The sequence below is a fragment of the Methanobrevibacter sp. genome, from assembly GCF_017447225.1.
Taxonomy (GTDB): Archaea; Methanobacteriota; Methanobacteria; order Methanobacteriales; family Methanobacteriaceae; genus Methanocatella.
Map to the genome: position 1 here is coordinate 25,470 of NZ_JAFSNZ010000111.1, position 16,993 is coordinate 42,462.

Here is a 16,993-nt window from a genome sequence, read left to right on the forward strand (position 1 = left end):
GTTATAACATCCTTGTTACTACTCCTCTTCTACTATTCTTTAAATCATTTAAACGATTAATTATCATAGCATTTAAAGAAGTATTTGTATCATAATTAACACTTAAATCTCCTTCTTTGATGCTTGATGCATTTTTTGTTGGAGATTTGTCTAAACTATATAGGAGCATGTCATAAGCTAAAGGTAAAACTTTTGAGTTGAAATAAGAATCAGATTCACAACTCATATATTCGACAATTAATGCTTCTCCTTTAGGCAGTTTCTTTAGAAAATGTAATCTACCATTATCCTTATCCAAAATATAATCTTTTGGACAGATACATTTGTTGTCTACTCTAACTTGATGTATCTCATTGACAGGATAATATCGGACATTATAATCCTGTGATTCCCAGTTGAAATTAAAATCAACATCCGTATGAGCGGTGGGATTTAATTCTAATCCAGTTTCACTTGCTATTTTATCTATTTGAAGCTGAAGTAATGATCCATATTTGGAAATATCTGGGTTTTCATCTTCTAAAGAAATAATATTGTTGGAGGTTAGAAATGTTTGTAATGAGGCTGTGTCTATTCCTGGCATTTAACAAACCTCCTATACTAAATTTATTACTTTAAAAATCATCATCAACCTCATCATCACCATCTATAATGGTTGAGGCTGCTTTTTTATTGACAGTTAAATTCACTTTAACAGTATCTGAATTTACAGTGACTTTATCATAATTGGCTAAAGCATTATAATTTTCAGGTAATTCAAGGGAAACATCGTAAACTCCATAAGTTACATTTTGAATTGATGCTCCACCAGCTTTTCCAGTGTCACCAGTTTTATAAGTTGTGTTACCTGATGTTAATGTTACCTGTGCTCCTTCAACTCCATCTCCATTATCATCCAATACCTGGAAAGTAACTGTTGAAGTTTCACTTGCAGTTACTGCATTAACCGCATCCACTACTTCACATAGTTTATCATAAAAAAATTTATCTGCTCCATCTCTTGATTTATAAATTTTAGAGAATGGAGGCATTTCAATAGGCATAAAAAATCTACCTCCTTTATTCTAAAAAAAAATGATTTTTAGTCTTTGGTTAAAACTAAATCAACACGAGCTTCACTAGCAGAAACAGTGTAATCAGCAACATTGATTTTAGTGTAACCAGATGGTACTGTATCATAATCAACTTCATAGTCACCGAATGGTACATGTAACATTTCAGCTAAACCACGGTTGTCAGAAGTTCCTGATTTGAATACATCACCATCATCGTTAGTGAATTGTATTTTACATCCACCAACTGGTTTTGCATCAGTTCCAAGGAATCTGAATAAGATTTTTCCAGTTCTGGTTTTTAATGTTCTGTCTTCATCACGACCAATACCAGTAATCATTGCATTGGTATATTCTGCATCCATATATGAAGTGATAACTTGAATAATGGATTGGCTGGTTGATAAATCTGTTTTAGCCCATGGCACCATAGTTGGAGGTTGGAATTCTTTAACTTTAATACTGGAAGTATCAACAATAGCTAATTTTTCTCCTTCATCCCTTTTGATATGTGGATCAACAATGATTGGGACAATATTTCCAGATGAACTGTAGATTCCAGTTACTTTGTAACCCCCAGTCATTTCATATTCTAATGGTTTGGTTGTTCCTGGGAAATAGATATCATTGATTTGATTGGCAACTTCAGCAGTACAAACAAGACCTGCAGGGAAACCATTTTCTTCCACAATTGCATCAAATGCAGATACAATATCATCTTTGGTTAATAAGTCTCCACCGAGATTGAAAGTGTTAGTGTGAATGTTTTTAAAGATTCCTTTGAAATCTTTTGCTTCTGCTGTACCTTCACCTTCAAGTAAAGTGTAATCTAGAGTGTTTGCCATGTCGATTAATGCATCATCCAAATCATCTTTGAATAAATCGAATTCAGCTGCTGCTTCGGCAATGTCACCAATTTTAACATTTTGGTGTAAGATTTTCATGTAAGCGATTCTTTTATCATAATCGTTTGGAGTGTATTCAACAATTGGATCTGTTTCATTCATGAAGTTGGTTTTATTGTTGTTATGTTTGATTTTGTATCCAACTTTAACTTTATCAGTTGAAGTTACACATCCTTGTCCTCTTAAGAATTCGAGGAACGGTGTTTGTTGAATTATTCTTTTCTTTAATTGTGGATCATATTCAACAGGCATTACAACATTAGCATTAGTTGTAGTTTGCATTGCTTTTTGTAATTCATGTAATCCTTTATCTAAATCTACATATTGTGATTTTAATTGTTCTAAAGTTACTTCTTCAGACATATACTTATTCCTCCATATTAGCACCTAATCTATTGAATAGGCTATTGGATTTGTTTTGAGTTTGAATGTTTTTGAAGATTTCTTCAGCAGTGTATGTTTTATTAGCTTCATCACCAGGAGTATTTCTTGGTGCTGGAGTTGGCTCAGGATTCCTTTCATTTTTAATGAAATCTGCTAATCCTTTTTTGAAGTTTTCTTCAGTGAAAACATTTTTACCTAATTCTTCTTTGATTTCATCTTTGAAATCAGATAATATTTCAGCGATATCTTTCTCACTACCCTCACCAGAATTATTTTGTGGTTCTGAAGGTAATGTTAATTCTTTAATTTTATCATCAATCATGCGTTCAACATCTGCTTTACATGCTTCAATAGCTGCTGATTGAATTGCTTCTTGATTTTCAGCAAGATATTCATTCATGTAATTTTTACAGATACTTTTAACTTTTTCCTCAGTCATGACTTCATCATTTTGAGGATTAGGATTTGGATTTGGTTCAGGCATATTATTATCCCCCATATATTTTTTTCTTATTAAATTACATGCACCTGCTAAACATTTAGCCTCAACAATATTATTCTTAGTTGTTGTTACAGTACCAAATGTATCATAATTTGCAGGCATTCCAGTTAGACTAATTTCAAAAAGGTCTATGTCCTTTATCTCCCACCCATTATTAATTGGGTTATAGTCCGTTACTCTACCACCAATACTTAATCCGAGATTAATACCAATATCAAGCATTTCTTTTACTTCTTGAGCATACTTGCTACGGATAATGGCTTTGATTTTCAACAGATTATCTGCACTGTCTACAACTTCTTTGATAGCACCGATGATGCCATCGAAGAGTTTGTACTCATGATCACCATGAAGATTCTTATGACTTGTAGTTAATTGATGCTTCATGGAATCAATAGCTGATTGTAAGACAATGTCTCCTTGGAGATCTTTATTGGTGGTGGATGCGACACCTTCAATTGTTAATGTTCCATCTTCATTCAATTCATAGTTTTTGTTTAAGTCTGATGGGACATACAATTTGAATCGCATATCGTTTTCATTTATTGCTTTAATTGTCATAATTACATCAACTACACATAAAAAGTTTTTTTAGAGTGGGATTAGGGATTCAAACCCTTCTAAATATTATTTTTTAAAAGTAATTAATTATCCCACATTATTTTTAATTTTTAACCTAAAAAAAGAGGAATTATCCCCATTGAATAGTGGAAAGGAAAAATCGAAGGCGAAAAAAAATTAATCCACAGAGAATAATTCCCTAAAATTTTTTTAGGTACCAGAGAGTAAAAAAATGGTTTTTTATACAAAGACGCTGTTTTAGGTTTTTTGAAAGAATTTGTAAAAGAACGGATTTGTTGTCCCAGTTTACTCTGGGTGGACAAAGCAAAAAAAGACAATGTGTCTATCATTTTTTATTCTACATTTATTGTAAGAGACCACTCTTTACTTGTAGAATAATTGTTTTTTTTGGTGGAACAGGGAATCGAACCCCGCCAAGATTATTTCCACCATAAAGATAAATTAACAATAATAATTAAATAGATTAATTGGAGGTGATAACACATGATAGTGAATGTCTACATCCACGATGATGATGACGATGATGAATTTGAAGGAGAAATACAGAAAGGTCAATGATTGACCTTTCCTAAATAAAACAATAAATTAACAATGAAACAAATAATAATATCATCACAATATTAATTATAATTAATACAAAGCCAATATTCGCAAATTTAACTTTTCTTTTCATGATTTTCTTATTTTTATCTATAGTTTTTGGCAGTCTCTTAAAAAGTTTATCAGTAATTGCAGAATACTCCCTCTTTTTAATATAACTTTTTTCTACATAATTTGCAGTAGGAGCTTGCTTAAAAGTTCCCACAAATTTATATGCCAACATAAAAAGAATCATAGATACCACAGAGGTTATCAAAGAACCAATAAACAATCCAAAAATCCACATCTTAAGAGAACTAGGAATGTGACTATAAACAAATTCATTCAACAAACCTGTTGTGAATAAGGTTGCTTGTAATGTTAACATAGTTCCAGTCAACACAATCATCTGACTATTCTTAGAATCAATTAACTCATTACGAGCCACTTCTTCATCATAATTACGGAATAATAATGTTAATAATAATTCCTCAGATTCAGACATTAATAATGCCCCCATTAAGTAATTCATAAAATTATGAAGTTGTGGTGTTTTAACTATTGATATGAGGTTAGTAGTAACTATCCATAAAATTAACTTAATTCAATAGCAATCGCTAATTTATCATTATATCGATATCCCTTTCCAGGCCCACTTACACCATTAAGCAAAGCAAAATGATATAACATACCATCTTCACTAGGAGAAGAGAGAGAAATCATATATTTTTTATCATCACTAATAAATTCATAATATTCATCCTGAGAATCCGGATCATATTTTTTAGAAAATTTATTATAATTTTCATCGAATTCTAATTCAAGTATATGATCAGGTAATTTAAGATGCAAATCAAAATTATCCAATAATTCTTTGATAGTTATGCTCATTAAGAAACCCCTCAAATCATTGTGAAACCAGACATTTTTATTTCATTAATTTTTTTAAGAGCAAAATTATATTTATATGGATTTCTTTTTTTCCATTCTTCCAATGATATAGAATTCCTATGATAATCTTCAAGTACTGCCATATCTACATTGTCCATTTCATTAAATGCAACCATACTAACAGTTTCAGCCCAATTATCAGGTTGATTTGTCGCACCATACCATGAAGATTCTTCAATAGGAAATCCATTTAAATACTGAAATGCACGATCTTTTTCACATGCTTTTTGAAATCCCATACTTTTTGATATACTATATCTATCTTCACCATTATATATTTTTCTTAATTCCTTATTTGTAAAATATTGTGGGTACAACCAAGCATTGGCTGAAATTTGGTTCATTAAACTATAATCTAAACAATGACCCATTTCATGATATAATGTTTGAGCAACATTTCCTCTGCTAAAAATATTACATTCAAAAGCTCTTGGATGAATTTTAATGCCTTTAATGATTCCATCATATATGGGTAATGATGACCCGCAGACATTAGGTTTATTTTTTAGTATTTTTGTGAATAAAATTTGATTAGTCGCCTTTTTAAGTATTTGGGGGGCATCTTCATAAATCTTAATAATTTCTTTTAAATTATATTTTCCATTACCCGAATTAGTAAAATCAATATATTTTCGCATCGCACCTTCTCCGACAACATAATACTCATCAATGATAATTTCAGTTCCATTAAGTTTATCTTTAAATATATGTTTATTTCCATCCATTCTATACTCTAACTTATAAAATTTAGCAACATCCTCAGGAGTTTTAAGAGCACGATATTGGAATTTTCTACGAATATTCCTTAATTTTTCTTTAAGTTTATCCATGAATGATTGAGGAGTTAAATTAACAATCGATGCATCCACTAAGGGGTTGCCAATTAATATTCCATGTCTGATATATGCTGTAACTGAGCATCTGCATAAAGGGTGGAATGGTACTAAGTTGCTAGCTTCTTCTATTGGATAGATTTTGTCTGCTGCTTTTCTACATATTGCACAAACATTATCATCACCTGCAGTTAAAATCTTAACTTCCTGTACACCATAGTTAGCATAAGACTGTAAACGACCCTGTGTCATTGCACGTGCAGTCTCAGTACGAGCAATCATCATAGCACGCTGACGAGCAGACAATGTCTTACCAGTCAATGAATTATCTGTAGCATCAAGTATTCGTTTGGCTACTTCAGGCATTGATTCAGAAGCAGCAATACCTATAAATATTTCTGCTCGAATATGATTTTTTAAGTCTTCATTAACATTACTGATTAAGCTAAAGTTATAATCCTGTAAGAATTCTAAACCAAATTTTGTTGCATCGTTATAGTATTTGGTTCTTCTTATCTCATCAGCACCATGTTGTAGTCCTGAATCATAGATATGTGATATGATTTCATCAGCTGTGAGACTGGTATCTCCAACTATACTTTTGATTTCATTATCAATCTTTTCAAAGACTCGTTCATTGTAGGATTCATTTTCATAGAATATTCTACGTGCTTCATCACTGTCTAGCCAGTCTATGAAGAATTGTAATTGTTTGTCGAATCCACGTGTGATACTGTTATAGTATCTGATTTCTTCGGTTGATAAAGTTGAAGTATCAAACAAGTCTTTATCGAAATCAATAATATCTAAAAGTAATTTGTTAGTGGATATTCTGTCTTCTGTAGAGGTAATCATTTATAATCAGTTCTTATTCTTTCTAAAGCTAATGCTTTACGATAATATTGTTTTTCAGCCGCATCATCAGGAGTTAAAGTATTCATTGTTGCACCATAAGTTAATGGTACATCACCCCAACTTACCGGGTCCAATCCGTAGCCGGCCCTTACTTCATTTACAAAAGTAGATCCATTACGTAATTTTTTATCTTCAATGTTGGCTCTTTTTTCTTTATCTTCCAAGTCTATTTCTTTGAATTTGAAGATTTCTTCAAAACCGGAACGGCCAAATACTTTATTATGGCTGCCTTCAAAGAGTTTCAACCAACCGGATAAGTTTGCTTTTACGGTTTCTTTTTGGGATTGGCCGGTTCCTCCTCCAAGATTACCTGATTCTATGATTCCTGCTTCTGCTGGAGTGACACCATAAACGCTTAAGGTAATATCTCTTACAAGATTTTCAAGTTCAATATACTGCATTTCTTTATTAGTGGATTGGGTCGTGATATATTCGGCTCCTTGAACAATCAATGTACCATTAGGATTTTCTTTACGGTCCTTTTCCAAACGTATCAATTCACGTTCCAAATCATCAGGATCAATATTAATATCATAATTTAGTACTGCATTTGGATTGATACCATTATTTTCAAAAATGCTTTTATTGAATTTTAAGCCATAGATTTGGAGTGTCAAATATCTGGCCAAAGAATCAATAAGAGATGAACCCCATTTCTCACCACGAATACCTGGTTCACTGAAATGTATAATCTCATCAGTTTCAAATCGCGTATCATTGTATTTTAATCCCCACTGATCCGTATCATAATGATAAGTCATCCACTCAAAAGGCAGATATTCCAATCCGACAGGAACATTGTCGAATACTTCATCATAATGGACCCTTGCGAATGCATCGCCACATATTAAGAAGCTATCCCACATCCTGTCAATGTAAGTTTCATAAAAATCATCTGCATAAACACCCATTGGATTTTTCATTAAATTATTCAGATAATTAACAGTTGAAGGTTGGTTATACTGTTCATTGGGATTTGTTATCCTGTATCCCAATCCCAATACACGATTTTTTATTACCCTTCTGCATACTCTTATCCAGGGCATGTCTCCTGCATCAAAGTAAGTGCTAATGTTTAAGCCTATGTCTTTGACTCTTGGCTGTAATGTCCATAGGTAACCTCTTCGGAGATTATGTAATCTTTCAGCCTCTGAAATTTTAGGCTCTCGAATATTAGGTAAGTTCATTAAACCTTTAACTATTCTATTACGTAAATTCATAATTTTAATCTCCTTGAAGCATGATAAATTTCTTTTTTAGCTGTTTTCATTGTACCGCAGATTCCACCACGCCACATGTCCGGGCAGTGGTCATCTACTTTTAGTGGTTTGTCTTCACCTCTTTGCTGGGATTTTTTGTCCCAACTGTAAGTTTGAGCTTGTTCAATACTATTAATGCATGATTCGTGTATTTTGAATCTTCTATTTTTTATTAAATCTTGGATTATTCCAATGTCTTCATATACGTCAGGTGCATATGTTTTTACTTTCATCAATATTCTTTCGTCTTTTTGGCATGCTGTTTTGAGGCTTGCTGCGTCGTGAGGTAGAAAAAGAGTGTTGTTTCTGTTCAAATGATATTTATTCTGTAATTTGATAATGTCATCTACACGTTCACTATCTGATTGTGTGACCCCTATTACTTCAGCATCATAATAAGTTTCCTCTAAAAGATAATAGGAATTTCCTTTATCCAAATTCTTCTGAATACCCATAACACCAAAAGTAGTAACAGTCGATACACCATAGTCACAGCAGATATTAATCTCATGAACTTTAGGCATATTCGCGAAAGTATTCTCTGATTCCAGGAACATATCATAAATAGCACCTTCAGCAATAACCCACTTACCCAGAATATATCTTTTATATTGTAACTGTGATTTACTGTACAATAACTTCAAATGCTCAACATATTCAGGAGATAAATTAAGATTATCCCTCAAAGTAAAATGCCATACCTTAACAACCCCTTTATCTTTTAACTCCTGATTGTTAATGTATTCCTTGTAAATGTAATGGTAAGGACTGTCCGGATTCATTGTCCAGAACATTTGAGCACCAGGCAAACTGCACCTGTTCATAGCCATTTTAATAGCTGACTCCGGAGCAGTAGCAGTCTCATCACTATACCAACCACCAACAGTCATACCACGTATCTTATCAGTAGCACCTTCATCATTAAAACCTACCAACCAAATACGCTTATCACCAATATCAAAATAACCATCAAACTTATTATAATCATAAGGTAGCTTATTATGAATCATTTTAATAAGGTCACGAGTCACATTCCTCTCCAACGTGTCACGTGTTTTACCAGTCATTAAAAATTCATCATGAGGACTATTAGCAATAAAATCCAACCACCGCACATCAGCAGTGACAGTTTTACTAGACCTGACAGATCCATGAAGAATATTCACAAAAGCATTACTATTTTCCAAAAAATCTAAAGCTTTAGGAGAAAACAAACCATATTGAAAAGGCTTAACCTTTTTTTGCAATTTCTTTGCTCTTGCGAATGGCATCTGCTAACTCTCCAAAACCTTCAGTGATACTATTATCCATTGATGAGCCATTCTGAATATCATGTGCTAGTTTAACTGCTTTAAAACTAACATCAGCAACATCTTTTTCATTGACTTTACTATTTTCATTTTTAGCTGCTCTTTTTAAAGCATAATAATCTTCTTCAAAATTTTCTGCAACATTCAAAACTCCACGATATTGTCTTGCAGTAGCATCGGCAAGACCATTAATTTGAGAGTTACCTTTGATTTGACGATTAGCAGTATTTTGGATTACTTCATTTTTCTTGGAATCCACAGTTTTAGATTCTTCTTTTAACTGAGCATCTACAATTTCTAAAGCTTCATTTTTGATATGTTTATTTCTGAAATTGCTTATTGCACCATGACCAATACTCTCACCAAATTGATTTTTCAACTCACGAGATATCCATCTTGAAGATTTACCTTCATCTATCCAGTCGAGTATTTGATTATAATAGGGAGATTGCGATACTTTACTTTGTGGCGGCATGTTCATCACCATGTCATAATAAATTTTTGTTCATCTTGTTCCGGAACAAGTTGTTCTGTTTCACAACAGTGTTTCGAAACACTGTTTCATATTCTTATGAAGTGTAACACAACACCCACAATAATTGAGATTACAGGTATTAATGCCAACATCGTATTACGGAAACTTCTTTGACTACTAACAAAATCAGTCATATCATTACGATACTTAGATACTTCTTTTTGTAAATCATCAATCTTATCTTCCAAATCCTCAATTTTTTTATTATTTGCTGAGCGTTGTTTTTGCCCTTCTTCTAATAACACAGTAACACGTGTGACTTTTTCTATAAGTTCTGTTTGGAGTCTTTGCTGACGATCCTTTTCAATTTGTATCTGATGAATATCTTCTTTTTTACTGTCTAATCTTGCATTTATTTCTGCTATTTCTGATTCGATAGATGCGAATCTTTCTTCATGAATACAGTTATGGTTAGTCAATGTCATCAACTCCAGTGTTTGCTGGAGCGTATTGTTCTATGATTCTTTGTTCTGCAACTTCTACACGTGTGTTTTCTGTTGCCTGGACTACCAGATAACCTGCCAATAGGACAAGTATTGGTGCAAGATATGCGAATTCTTCAGGCAATATTTCTGCTAAAGTATCTTTTCCAATATATGTTATTAGTCCTGCAATGAAAACTATTGCATTGGCTGCTTTGGATTTGTATTTATATGTTTGTATCATATTTTAGCATCCCCAATTTAGTTTTATTATTGCTGATGGCTGGATTTGAACCAGCATTAGGAGAAAAAAATAAATTTAAAGTTTTTTTTAGTCTTCCACACCATTAAAAACTGTCTTTTTTATAATCATCAGCATAGGTAAGATATTTTTTTGAGGGAGGGAATTGAACTTAAAATCAACGTGAATAATTCATTTGATGAAAATTAGCAAAAAAACTGTAGGAAATTGTAATATATTAGTTAAAAATTTATTTTATATAGCTGGATTTTAAATTATGATTAGCCCGTAGGCTAATTCTATCGGTTTTCCGGCAACATATCTTGATGCTGCTCTTGTTATTGTGCCGCATTGGGTACAGTACTCTTCACATTTTTCTTCGTCTAGAATAATGGTTCGTGTTCGGCATTCTGGGCAAAGTTCCGGGTCGTCTAAGATGTTAATGTCCAGTTCATCTGTAGGTTCCCCTTCTGTAATATGTTGAGTATGTGTTTTTTGTTTCAATTTTAACTTCAATCCTCCTCACTATACTATAGGGATTTAGTGGAAAGATTAATGAAAAAATTATAAAAAAAGAAAATTGAAATTAAAAACTAACAAATAACTGAATAAATTCTTCATCACTACAATGATAATCCAAATTTTTAATGATATCAAATGTTTCTTTAACCCGATTATCCATTTCGATTTCACTAATAGTTTTTTGAAACTCTTCTTTAAGTAATAAATACTCTCTTGCAAAAAACCAATCCACATTTAAAATCCATTTAAAATTTAAAATAATTTCTGATTCATTTTTTGGAATTTTATTAAATAACTCTCTAGCTTTTTGTTTTCCATATAAATAATTAATATTCCAATTTCCAACTTCTAACTCCATATAAACTCCTCTACTTATCTAATTTATATTTTAATTTTATAATACTTTATCTTTGACCTGTTCTATATAACAAATCCTGATCATATTTTGTAGTTCCTACTGGAACAATTTTAGACTCAGACAACAATGCTTGAACTAACCTGCAGATAATCAATTCAAAAACATTATCTGTCAATCCATATTTTTTTGTGACACGATAATTGCATAATTTCAATTTTGGTTCATTTATTTTTGCAACATAGAATATGAATGTTAATATTATTGCTTCTTTGCTGCAGTTTCCGTGTAGTTTGCGGAAGTCTTGGAATTTATCTATTAAGTAATGTATGTGTTGTTTTTGATATTCAGTGAATATTAGGAATTTGGTTTCGTTTAGTAGTTCATCTGCTATTAGGTGTTTTTCTTGTAGTCTTTGTTTTTGTTTGTGGATTTTTTCTTGTCTGTGTGTTCTTTTTTCTCCAGGCACATAATTATTGTATTTTTTCAGTAGTTTGGTTGTTGATTCTAGGCTCATATTATCTCCTCATAGTCTTGTTTTGTGTCCATGTATAGTGCGGTTAATTTATCCCATTCTTTATTTCTGATTAATTTGTAAATTTTTTCTAGGTGTCTTGCTTGTCGAGTGTTTCTTCTTTCAAGCATCTGAATTTGATGGTCTAAGAATTTTATTTCTTCTTTTGCTTGTCTTAATTCACCTTGTTGTTCATAAAAGCTTTTTGATAATGCTTCATAATTCATTCGACATTCTGTCATTATATCATTATTATTTTGACTCATCCAAATATCTCCTTTTGTAATTCTTCTAATTCTTTTTCTAAATATGGTTTATCACTAATATCGGCAGTTTCAATCAAATAATCTCTTTTTGTTTCAAATAATTCTTTTTTTAACTGCTCATTCTCACATTCTAATTCTACAATCTTATCATCTATTTTATTCATCTCATCTGCATGAATAGTGCCTAATTCAAACATTGATTTTTTTAACTCATCGTTTTCATTTAACAAATCAATAATCTCTTCGCTTGTTAATGAATTGCTAAAAACATCATAACTATACTCTGCTTTCTCTTCAACTTCTTTTTTCGTTAGCTTATTTGAATCAAATATATAATACTCTTCATCATAATCAATACGGAAATATCGTTCTTTTTCACTCATACAGAATCACCATCTTCATAATCATCACAAAAATCAACATCCAACGGATGAATTATTTCAGCTCCTTTTTTATCACAGAAATGTTTAATCATTGTTTCTACTCCAAAGCCTCGATCACCAAGAATCTGCTCTTCAGCAGAATAATATTTACAAGAGCAGCAATCAATACCCACTTCCTCAATTGATAATAACACAGGTTTCTCGACAAACACAATTGCTGAATCCTCAAATTCTTTCAAATGATTAATCACTCCTTCAACAATGGTTTCAGCAGAATCTTGATTACAACAATTAAGTTTAACTTTAATAGTTGCTTCACAATACATATTAAAAACAACCTCCACTCAAATAACTTAAATTCTGACGTAATTTTCTATTCTCAGCACGTAACTTTTCACGCTCACATTTCAAATCAAACAAAGACTGCTTATACCTATCCTTAGTACCCAACCGCATCTCCAACACAAAATCAATAAACGATTTCGTATCCACAGTCTTATGCTTACGATGATATTTCAAATGACAATCCCTGCATAAGAGTACAATGTTTTCTTCATTACTGTAGCTTTCACGTGACTGCTTGACTTTTCTTATATGATGTGGTTCAATCTCCACTTTTGAACCACAAATAAAACAGGAATTATCTTCTTTTCTTAACTTATCCACTGTATGGCAGAAATCATAGTAATTCCTGTTTTTATGAATATTCCTACTCATCAATAAACCCAACCATTATATGTTTAGCATTCTGCCTGGCATCTTCTTTTGATTGCCCATTTCAAATGGTCCTCATCCTTATAATCTGATGCATGCTGAAGTTCGTCTTTGATGATTTTTGTGACTTGATCTTTATCCCAACATCCATAATTATAACACATCATAGACAAGTATCTATGGAAATCATCTACACTCATCACACAATCACCCCAATTTTATCCAACAATTTACTCCTACGAGCACTTAATTCATCAAGATACTCATGAAGACTGCACCATGTTTCATAATCCATGTTTTTCTTGAATAATAAAAATGATTTAACAACAGTTATTGTTGAATCCAAACCTGCTAATTCATCTTCCAAACGATTCATAATTTTAAACCACCATAAACTGATAATAATATAACCTATCAAAACGAGTTATTAACGGATAAATTTTAATCAAATCATTCTTCAAATCAGCCAATGAATCATAACCTTCACGCACAGCATCATCCAAGTTAAGAGATTTGAATTGCTTATAACCAATCTTCAAAATTTTAATATTTAAAGTATCTTCAAGACCTGGAAAAACTGCAGTTACAATATCTCCTTCCTGAACATCTAATCTTTTACGTGCTATCCTTAATGTTTGAGTTTTAACACCATCACGGATTACAGGATAATATTCCTTATTGAATTTAATTTCACTTTGAGATTCATGTACAACATAACTCATCCTATCACATCATCATTTTTAACTAGATAAATATCATCTTTTATGCATTCGACAAACACACCATGATCCACATCACTGATATGTTTCACACTAAAATTTTCGGCAAAACCTAGAACAAATTCACTTAACAACATCGAAAACCCTCAACAATAATCTTTAATTCTTTTAAACTTTCAGCACGCTCATCATCAAAAGGACCATACTCTTTTTTAGGAGTAGGTTTAGGCAGCATATAATCAGCCACCTTAAACACAAATCTTCTATCAATCATTAAAGATAATCCTCCACTCTACGATTTCTTATTACACCTATTCCATGGTCTACAAAACCACCTTCCAAGTTACTTTTCTTGCAAATAAATTTAATCAATTTATGCAACTCTTTATGCTTGTAAGCGTCAATGAAACGTTCCAGATACTCACGATTCATATCCTTATGATAAAATTCATAACTATTCAGAATATAATCAACATTACGCCCTTTCTTAATATCCAGAATCAGATCCAGTATCTCAGATGCTGTAACAGGAATGAAACATTTACCATTATTTGCATCATAAATACTGTTAACATTCATTGTAGAGGAATATTTTAACAGTTTTGGAGTAGCGTATTTACTTCTTAGAATTTCAATATTGCCTCCTTTCAATGAGTTTTTCAAATCCAATAATGCAAAATAAGACCCATTACTATTATTTAATGTATCTGTAATGGCATCAATAATCCAATCCACCTGCTCATCATTATAAAATTTACAAAACATCCAACCATTCAATGAAACCTGCTTTGAACTATCAATTTTCTTAATCAAATTTTTAATATCCGCACGGGAACAAACCCTCCTGGAAACAGGAGCCATATTATTAAACCTCATATCCAAATCCGCCTGACTAGTCATAAACAACCACCATACTTCAGAACATAATCCTTCATAGCCTCTTCAGCAGCTAAACTCAACCAATTAGGTCTAAAAGTCCTACTACTAGCAACACTCCTAAACTCACATAAAACACTCTCCGGAACACGAAGAGTAACACGAACCTTATCATCAACCATAATTATTTCACCTTCTCACAAACACCCATCACTTCAAAACCATACAAATACAACATGCTACCATTATCCAAAGTAACAAACTTATCCAACAGACACCTCTTCAAATCCCTCAAATTATTAAAACCACATTTGCATGCAATTTTATCAGATAACTCTGAAAACCTGACCCACTCAATACCGGAAATCTCAACAACAACATGATCATCCCTGCCACTGAATCTCATAGGAACCCAATCATTAACCCGGACATTCAACCTGGAAGATGGAGTTCGGACAATCATCGTTTTTTGACCTGACTTAACTTTATCATAATCTCCACCAGGAAGAGTTATTCTTTCACTCATCAGCAATCACCCGTAACCAAACAGCAACATCAGATTCATGATCCACTTTAACTTCAAAGACTTCATCACCAGCATCAATTAAAACATACTTCTCCTCATCAAATTTTTTCAAATCTTTAACTTTCATTTCAAAAGCACCTCACCGAGAATATTATTTTGTGTTTCTTCATGTTCATGGCCACAAACAGGACACTTCCAATACTTGGATAAAACACCATGAAAATTACTGGTGCATTTTAAAATAATTTTAGCTCCACAATCAGGACATATCATTTTACCTTAACTCCTAGAAATAATAATTGAAAAAGGATTTTTTAAATAAACCCTTTTTCACGCCTCTTTTGAGGATTATTCTCAACAAACTTATCCTCCTTTTTCAAAAGCACCTTCAACTGATAATCATCATAATTATCCACAATCAAACGAATACACTCAGAAGGACAAAAAGGATTCTTATCAATCAATTCACGAACATATTCCTCAAGCACATCATCAGAATAACCATAAGGAATACCATCCAACATCTTTTTAACTTCATCAACATTCAACTTAGTCTCCTGACCATTAACCCTCAAAGTACCATTATACACTTCAAAATGAGGATTATTAACCTGACGCAAATATTTATCATACTTAGACAAAATCATACTAAAATGCCCTTTAACCAAATGATAAATAATACATTCAAAAGAAGAACTATGAACACCACAAGTTGCCAGATAAGTACAACACTCATCAAACAAACCATTAGTTAAAACTTTACCATCAACCATCTTAGCTAACTTTTTCAACTGCTTAGCATTAATATCAAAAGTTTTACCACGTTTTGATTTAATATACAAATTATTAATCAACTCAAAACCAATATTATTATATCTTTGCTTAAACTGATACACACCATCCCCTTTATAGCCTTCATCTACAGCATCAGGAATAATTTTAACATAAATAATAGGAGCATTATGTATATCATTGACAGACATGAAACGAATATTTTTCATCGTTCTAGTTTTCTTAAACGTATTATTCACGGTAGATGAAGTTAATCCTAGTTTTTTAGAAATATTTCGAACAGTTGGTTCATCAATTAACTTTTTAGTTAAATTTCTACCAGTAATACCCTCGAATTTAGATCGAATTCTTTTAAAGTATTCCTCACATTCACTTTCAGTCATTTCAGGAAGACATTTTAATACGTTTTCATCATTTTTATTTAGTACAATTTCCTCAGTTGACTTTTTACTTTTGGATCCGTTTGAAGTGTTTGTAGTGTGTTTTACTTCAAGAGAAGGCATTCCATTAAAATCATTTGTGATTGGTTTGGTCTTAACAGATTTTTTAATTTCATCTAATTTTATTAAGATTTTGTCATCTATTGTAGATAATTCCTGGAAATCTTTTTTTAATTGGGTAGTTTCGTTATTGATTTCATCTATTTTGTTAGCAACTATATCAAAATAATCTTGTAATTTTTTATTGACATAGTTTTCAACGATGTTGTTGATTTCAGTGTTATTTTCGTTTTCTTGGAATATGTATTCTAGAAACATTTTTAATGCTTCTTTTTTGTTTTCGTTCATTTTTATCGGCCTCTTTTTTCCTTTTTTAAAATATTAACATTGTTATATTATATCATATATTGATAAAA

Annotated in this window: 28 protein-coding genes; all 28 read right to left on the minus strand. The window is 31.9% G+C overall.

The window, feature by feature from the left end:
- Nucleotide 1: 1 nt before the first annotated feature.
- On the minus strand, nucleotides 2-583 hold the full coding sequence (locus tag IJQ68_RS10410) for a hypothetical protein (RefSeq protein ID WP_292800259.1): 582 nt from the start codon (nucleotides 581-583) through the stop codon (nucleotides 2-4).
- Nucleotides 584-614: 31 nt separating this feature from the next.
- Nucleotides 615-1,043 (minus strand): SpaA isopeptide-forming pilin-related protein, encoded by a 429-nt coding sequence (locus tag IJQ68_RS10415; RefSeq protein WP_292800262.1) that lies wholly within the window; start codon nucleotides 1,041-1,043, stop codon nucleotides 615-617.
- Nucleotides 1,044-1,081: 38 nt separating this feature from the next.
- A complete protein-coding gene (locus tag IJQ68_RS10420) occupies nucleotides 1,082-2,320 on the minus strand; it encodes a SpaA isopeptide-forming pilin-related protein (RefSeq protein WP_292800265.1) in 1,239 nt (412 codons plus the stop codon).
- Between the two features lie 4 nt (nucleotides 2,321-2,324).
- Complete coding sequence (locus tag IJQ68_RS10425) at nucleotides 2,325-3,404, minus strand: hypothetical protein (RefSeq protein WP_292800268.1); 1,080 nt, start codon at nucleotides 3,402-3,404, stop codon at nucleotides 2,325-2,327.
- 589 nt (nucleotides 3,405-3,993) lie between these two features.
- The gene (locus tag IJQ68_RS10430) at nucleotides 3,994-4,509 is read right to left on the minus strand and encodes a hypothetical protein (protein WP_292800271.1); all 516 of its coding nucleotides are present in this window, start codon (nucleotides 4,507-4,509) and stop codon (nucleotides 3,994-3,996) included.
- 89 nt (nucleotides 4,510-4,598) lie between these two features.
- Nucleotides 4,599-4,895, minus strand: coding sequence for a hypothetical protein (locus IJQ68_RS10435; protein ID WP_292800274.1), 297 nt, complete (start codon nucleotides 4,893-4,895; stop codon nucleotides 4,599-4,601).
- A gap of 11 nt (nucleotides 4,896-4,906) precedes the next feature.
- Nucleotides 4,907-6,643 (minus strand): minor capsid protein, encoded by a 1,737-nt coding sequence (locus tag IJQ68_RS10440; RefSeq protein WP_292800277.1) that lies wholly within the window; start codon nucleotides 6,641-6,643, stop codon nucleotides 4,907-4,909.
- On the minus strand, nucleotides 6,640-7,923 hold the full coding sequence (locus IJQ68_RS10445) for a phage portal protein (protein ID WP_292800280.1): 1,284 nt from the start codon (nucleotides 7,921-7,923) through the stop codon (nucleotides 6,640-6,642). Before IJQ68_RS10445 ends, IJQ68_RS10440 begins: the two co-directional genes overlap by 4 nt.
- Nucleotides 7,920-9,233 (minus strand): PBSX family phage terminase large subunit, encoded by a 1,314-nt coding sequence (locus tag IJQ68_RS10450; protein ID WP_292800283.1) that lies wholly within the window; start codon nucleotides 9,231-9,233, stop codon nucleotides 7,920-7,922. Before IJQ68_RS10450 ends, IJQ68_RS10445 begins: the two co-directional genes overlap by 4 nt.
- Nucleotides 9,193-9,747: a hypothetical protein gene (locus tag IJQ68_RS10455; RefSeq protein ID WP_292800286.1), complete on the minus strand. Its 555-nt coding sequence runs from the start codon at nucleotides 9,745-9,747 to the stop codon at nucleotides 9,193-9,195. The genes IJQ68_RS10450 and IJQ68_RS10455 overlap by 41 nt, the downstream gene beginning before the upstream one ends.
- Before the next feature lie 86 nt (nucleotides 9,748-9,833).
- Nucleotides 9,834-10,226, minus strand: coding sequence for a hypothetical protein (locus IJQ68_RS10460; protein WP_292800289.1), 393 nt, complete (start codon nucleotides 10,224-10,226; stop codon nucleotides 9,834-9,836).
- Nucleotides 10,219-10,473, minus strand: a complete 255-nt coding sequence (locus IJQ68_RS10465) for a hypothetical protein (protein ID WP_292800292.1) — start codon at nucleotides 10,471-10,473, stop codon at nucleotides 10,219-10,221. Before IJQ68_RS10465 ends, IJQ68_RS10460 begins: the two co-directional genes overlap by 8 nt.
- Before the next feature lie 267 nt (nucleotides 10,474-10,740).
- The gene (locus IJQ68_RS10470) at nucleotides 10,741-10,974 is read right to left on the minus strand and encodes a hypothetical protein (RefSeq protein WP_292800295.1); all 234 of its coding nucleotides are present in this window, start codon (nucleotides 10,972-10,974) and stop codon (nucleotides 10,741-10,743) included.
- 82 nt (nucleotides 10,975-11,056) lie between these two features.
- Nucleotides 11,057-11,350 carry a hypothetical protein gene (locus IJQ68_RS10475; RefSeq protein ID WP_292800297.1) on the minus strand — a complete coding sequence of 98 codons (294 nt, stop codon included), beginning with the start codon at nucleotides 11,348-11,350 and terminating at the stop codon, nucleotides 11,057-11,059.
- Nucleotides 11,351-11,396: 46 nt separating this feature from the next.
- Nucleotides 11,397-11,864: a hypothetical protein gene (locus IJQ68_RS10480; protein ID WP_292800300.1), complete on the minus strand. Its 468-nt coding sequence runs from the start codon at nucleotides 11,862-11,864 to the stop codon at nucleotides 11,397-11,399.
- The gene (locus tag IJQ68_RS10485; RefSeq protein WP_292800302.1) at nucleotides 11,861-12,103 is read right to left on the minus strand and encodes a hypothetical protein; all 243 of its coding nucleotides are present in this window, start codon (nucleotides 12,101-12,103) and stop codon (nucleotides 11,861-11,863) included. The genes IJQ68_RS10480 and IJQ68_RS10485 overlap by 4 nt, the downstream gene beginning before the upstream one ends.
- Before the next feature lie 20 nt (nucleotides 12,104-12,123).
- A complete protein-coding gene (locus IJQ68_RS10490) occupies nucleotides 12,124-12,510 on the minus strand; it encodes a hypothetical protein (RefSeq protein WP_292800305.1) in 387 nt (128 codons plus the stop codon).
- Nucleotides 12,507-12,836 (minus strand): hypothetical protein, encoded by a 330-nt coding sequence (locus IJQ68_RS10495; RefSeq protein ID WP_292800308.1) that lies wholly within the window; start codon nucleotides 12,834-12,836, stop codon nucleotides 12,507-12,509. Before IJQ68_RS10495 ends, IJQ68_RS10490 begins: the two co-directional genes overlap by 4 nt.
- A gap of 1 nt (nucleotide 12,837) precedes the next feature.
- The gene (locus IJQ68_RS10915; protein ID WP_369334613.1) at nucleotides 12,838-13,227 is read right to left on the minus strand and encodes an HNH endonuclease; all 390 of its coding nucleotides are present in this window, start codon (nucleotides 13,225-13,227) and stop codon (nucleotides 12,838-12,840) included.
- 23 nt (nucleotides 13,228-13,250) lie between these two features.
- A complete protein-coding gene (locus IJQ68_RS10500; protein ID WP_292800310.1) occupies nucleotides 13,251-13,424 on the minus strand; it encodes a hypothetical protein in 174 nt (57 codons plus the stop codon).
- Entirely contained in the window at nucleotides 13,424-13,600 is a 177-nt protein-coding gene (locus tag IJQ68_RS10505) for a hypothetical protein (protein WP_292800313.1), read from the minus strand. The genes IJQ68_RS10500 and IJQ68_RS10505 overlap by 1 nt, the downstream gene beginning before the upstream one ends.
- Before the next feature lie 4 nt (nucleotides 13,601-13,604).
- Entirely contained in the window at nucleotides 13,605-13,946 is a 342-nt protein-coding gene (locus tag IJQ68_RS10510) for an ASCH domain-containing protein (RefSeq protein WP_292800316.1), read from the minus strand.
- A gap of 270 nt (nucleotides 13,947-14,216) precedes the next feature.
- Nucleotides 14,217-14,843, minus strand: a complete 627-nt coding sequence (locus IJQ68_RS10515; protein WP_292800319.1) for a hypothetical protein — start codon at nucleotides 14,841-14,843, stop codon at nucleotides 14,217-14,219.
- Nucleotides 14,840-15,001: a hypothetical protein gene (locus IJQ68_RS10520; protein ID WP_292800322.1), complete on the minus strand. Its 162-nt coding sequence runs from the start codon at nucleotides 14,999-15,001 to the stop codon at nucleotides 14,840-14,842. The genes IJQ68_RS10515 and IJQ68_RS10520 overlap by 4 nt, the downstream gene beginning before the upstream one ends.
- Nucleotides 15,002-15,003: 2 nt before the next feature.
- Complete coding sequence (locus tag IJQ68_RS10525; RefSeq protein ID WP_292800325.1) at nucleotides 15,004-15,345, minus strand: hypothetical protein; 342 nt, start codon at nucleotides 15,343-15,345, stop codon at nucleotides 15,004-15,006.
- On the minus strand, nucleotides 15,338-15,472 hold the full coding sequence (locus IJQ68_RS10530; RefSeq protein ID WP_292800328.1) for a hypothetical protein: 135 nt from the start codon (nucleotides 15,470-15,472) through the stop codon (nucleotides 15,338-15,340). Before IJQ68_RS10530 ends, IJQ68_RS10525 begins: the two co-directional genes overlap by 8 nt.
- The gene (locus IJQ68_RS10535; protein ID WP_292800331.1) at nucleotides 15,469-15,618 is read right to left on the minus strand and encodes a hypothetical protein; all 150 of its coding nucleotides are present in this window, start codon (nucleotides 15,616-15,618) and stop codon (nucleotides 15,469-15,471) included. The genes IJQ68_RS10530 and IJQ68_RS10535 overlap by 4 nt, the downstream gene beginning before the upstream one ends.
- Before the next feature lie 41 nt (nucleotides 15,619-15,659).
- Nucleotides 15,660-16,895, minus strand: a complete 1,236-nt coding sequence (locus IJQ68_RS10540; RefSeq protein ID WP_292800333.1) for a hypothetical protein — start codon at nucleotides 16,893-16,895, stop codon at nucleotides 15,660-15,662.
- Nucleotides 16,896-16,993: the final 98 nt, after the last annotated feature.

What these genes read in the sequence shown, in the direction of transcription:
- IJQ68_RS10410 (WP_292800259.1), bottom strand. Translation starts at nt 583, where the DNA reads ATGCCAGGAATAGACACAGCCTCATTACAAACATTTCTAACCTCCAAC.
- IJQ68_RS10415 (WP_292800262.1), bottom strand. Translation starts at nt 1,043, where the DNA reads ATGCCTATTGAAATGCCTCCATTCTCTAAAATTTATAAATCAAGAGAT.
- IJQ68_RS10420 (WP_292800265.1), bottom strand. Translation starts at nt 2,320, where the DNA reads ATGTCTGAAGAAGTAACTTTAGAACAATTAAAATCACAATATGTAGAT.
- IJQ68_RS10425 (WP_292800268.1), bottom strand. Translation starts at nt 3,404, where the DNA reads ATGACAATTAAAGCAATAAATGAAAACGATATGCGATTCAAATTGTAT.
- IJQ68_RS10430 (WP_292800271.1), bottom strand. Translation starts at nt 4,509, where the DNA reads ATGTCTGAATCTGAGGAATTATTATTAACATTATTATTCCGTAATTAT.
- IJQ68_RS10435 (WP_292800274.1), bottom strand. Translation starts at nt 4,895, where the DNA reads ATGAGCATAACTATCAAAGAATTATTGGATAATTTTGATTTGCATCTT.
- IJQ68_RS10440 (WP_292800277.1), bottom strand. Translation starts at nt 6,643, where the DNA reads ATGATTACCTCTACAGAAGACAGAATATCCACTAACAAATTACTTTTA.
- IJQ68_RS10445 (WP_292800280.1), bottom strand. Translation starts at nt 7,923, where the DNA reads ATGAATTTACGTAATAGAATAGTTAAAGGTTTAATGAACTTACCTAAT.
- IJQ68_RS10450 (WP_292800283.1), bottom strand. Translation starts at nt 9,233, where the DNA reads ATGCCATTCGCAAGAGCAAAGAAATTGCAAAAAAAGGTTAAGCCTTTT.
- IJQ68_RS10455 (WP_292800286.1), bottom strand. Translation starts at nt 9,747, where the DNA reads ATGCCGCCACAAAGTAAAGTATCGCAATCTCCCTATTATAATCAAATA.
- IJQ68_RS10465 (WP_292800292.1), bottom strand. Translation starts at nt 10,473, where the DNA reads ATGATACAAACATATAAATACAAATCCAAAGCAGCCAATGCAATAGTT.
- IJQ68_RS10475 (WP_292800297.1), bottom strand. Translation starts at nt 11,350, where the DNA reads ATGGAGTTAGAAGTTGGAAATTGGAATATTAATTATTTATATGGAAAA.
- IJQ68_RS10480 (WP_292800300.1), bottom strand. Translation starts at nt 11,864, where the DNA reads ATGAGCCTAGAATCAACAACCAAACTACTGAAAAAATACAATAATTAT.
- IJQ68_RS10485 (WP_292800302.1), bottom strand. Translation starts at nt 12,103, where the DNA reads ATGACAGAATGTCGAATGAATTATGAAGCATTATCAAAAAGCTTTTAT.
- IJQ68_RS10490 (WP_292800305.1), bottom strand. Translation starts at nt 12,510, where the DNA reads ATGAGTGAAAAAGAACGATATTTCCGTATTGATTATGATGAAGAGTAT.
- IJQ68_RS10495 (WP_292800308.1), bottom strand. Translation starts at nt 12,836, where the DNA reads ATGTATTGTGAAGCAACTATTAAAGTTAAACTTAATTGTTGTAATCAA.
- IJQ68_RS10915 (WP_369334613.1), bottom strand. Translation starts at nt 13,227, where the DNA reads ATGAGTAGGAATATTCATAAAAACAGGAATTACTATGATTTCTGCCAT.
- IJQ68_RS10500 (WP_292800310.1), bottom strand. Translation starts at nt 13,424, where the DNA reads ATGAGTGTAGATGATTTCCATAGATACTTGTCTATGATGTGTTATAAT.
- IJQ68_RS10505 (WP_292800313.1), bottom strand. Translation starts at nt 13,600, where the DNA reads ATGAATCGTTTGGAAGATGAATTAGCAGGTTTGGATTCAACAATAACT.
- IJQ68_RS10510 (WP_292800316.1), bottom strand. Translation starts at nt 13,946, where the DNA reads ATGAGTTATGTTGTACATGAATCTCAAAGTGAAATTAAATTCAATAAG.
- IJQ68_RS10515 (WP_292800319.1), bottom strand. Translation starts at nt 14,843, where the DNA reads ATGACTAGTCAGGCGGATTTGGATATGAGGTTTAATAATATGGCTCCT.
- IJQ68_RS10520 (WP_292800322.1), bottom strand. Translation starts at nt 15,001, where the DNA reads ATGGTTGATGATAAGGTTCGTGTTACTCTTCGTGTTCCGGAGAGTGTT.
- IJQ68_RS10525 (WP_292800325.1), bottom strand. Translation starts at nt 15,345, where the DNA reads ATGAGTGAAAGAATAACTCTTCCTGGTGGAGATTATGATAAAGTTAAG.
- IJQ68_RS10530 (WP_292800328.1), bottom strand. Translation starts at nt 15,472, where the DNA reads ATGAAAGTTAAAGATTTGAAAAAATTTGATGAGGAGAAGTATGTTTTA.
- IJQ68_RS10535 (WP_292800331.1), bottom strand. Translation starts at nt 15,618, where the DNA reads ATGATATGTCCTGATTGTGGAGCTAAAATTATTTTAAAATGCACCAGT.
- IJQ68_RS10540 (WP_292800333.1), bottom strand. Translation starts at nt 16,895, where the DNA reads ATGTTTCTAGAATACATATTCCAAGAAAACGAAAATAACACTGAAATC.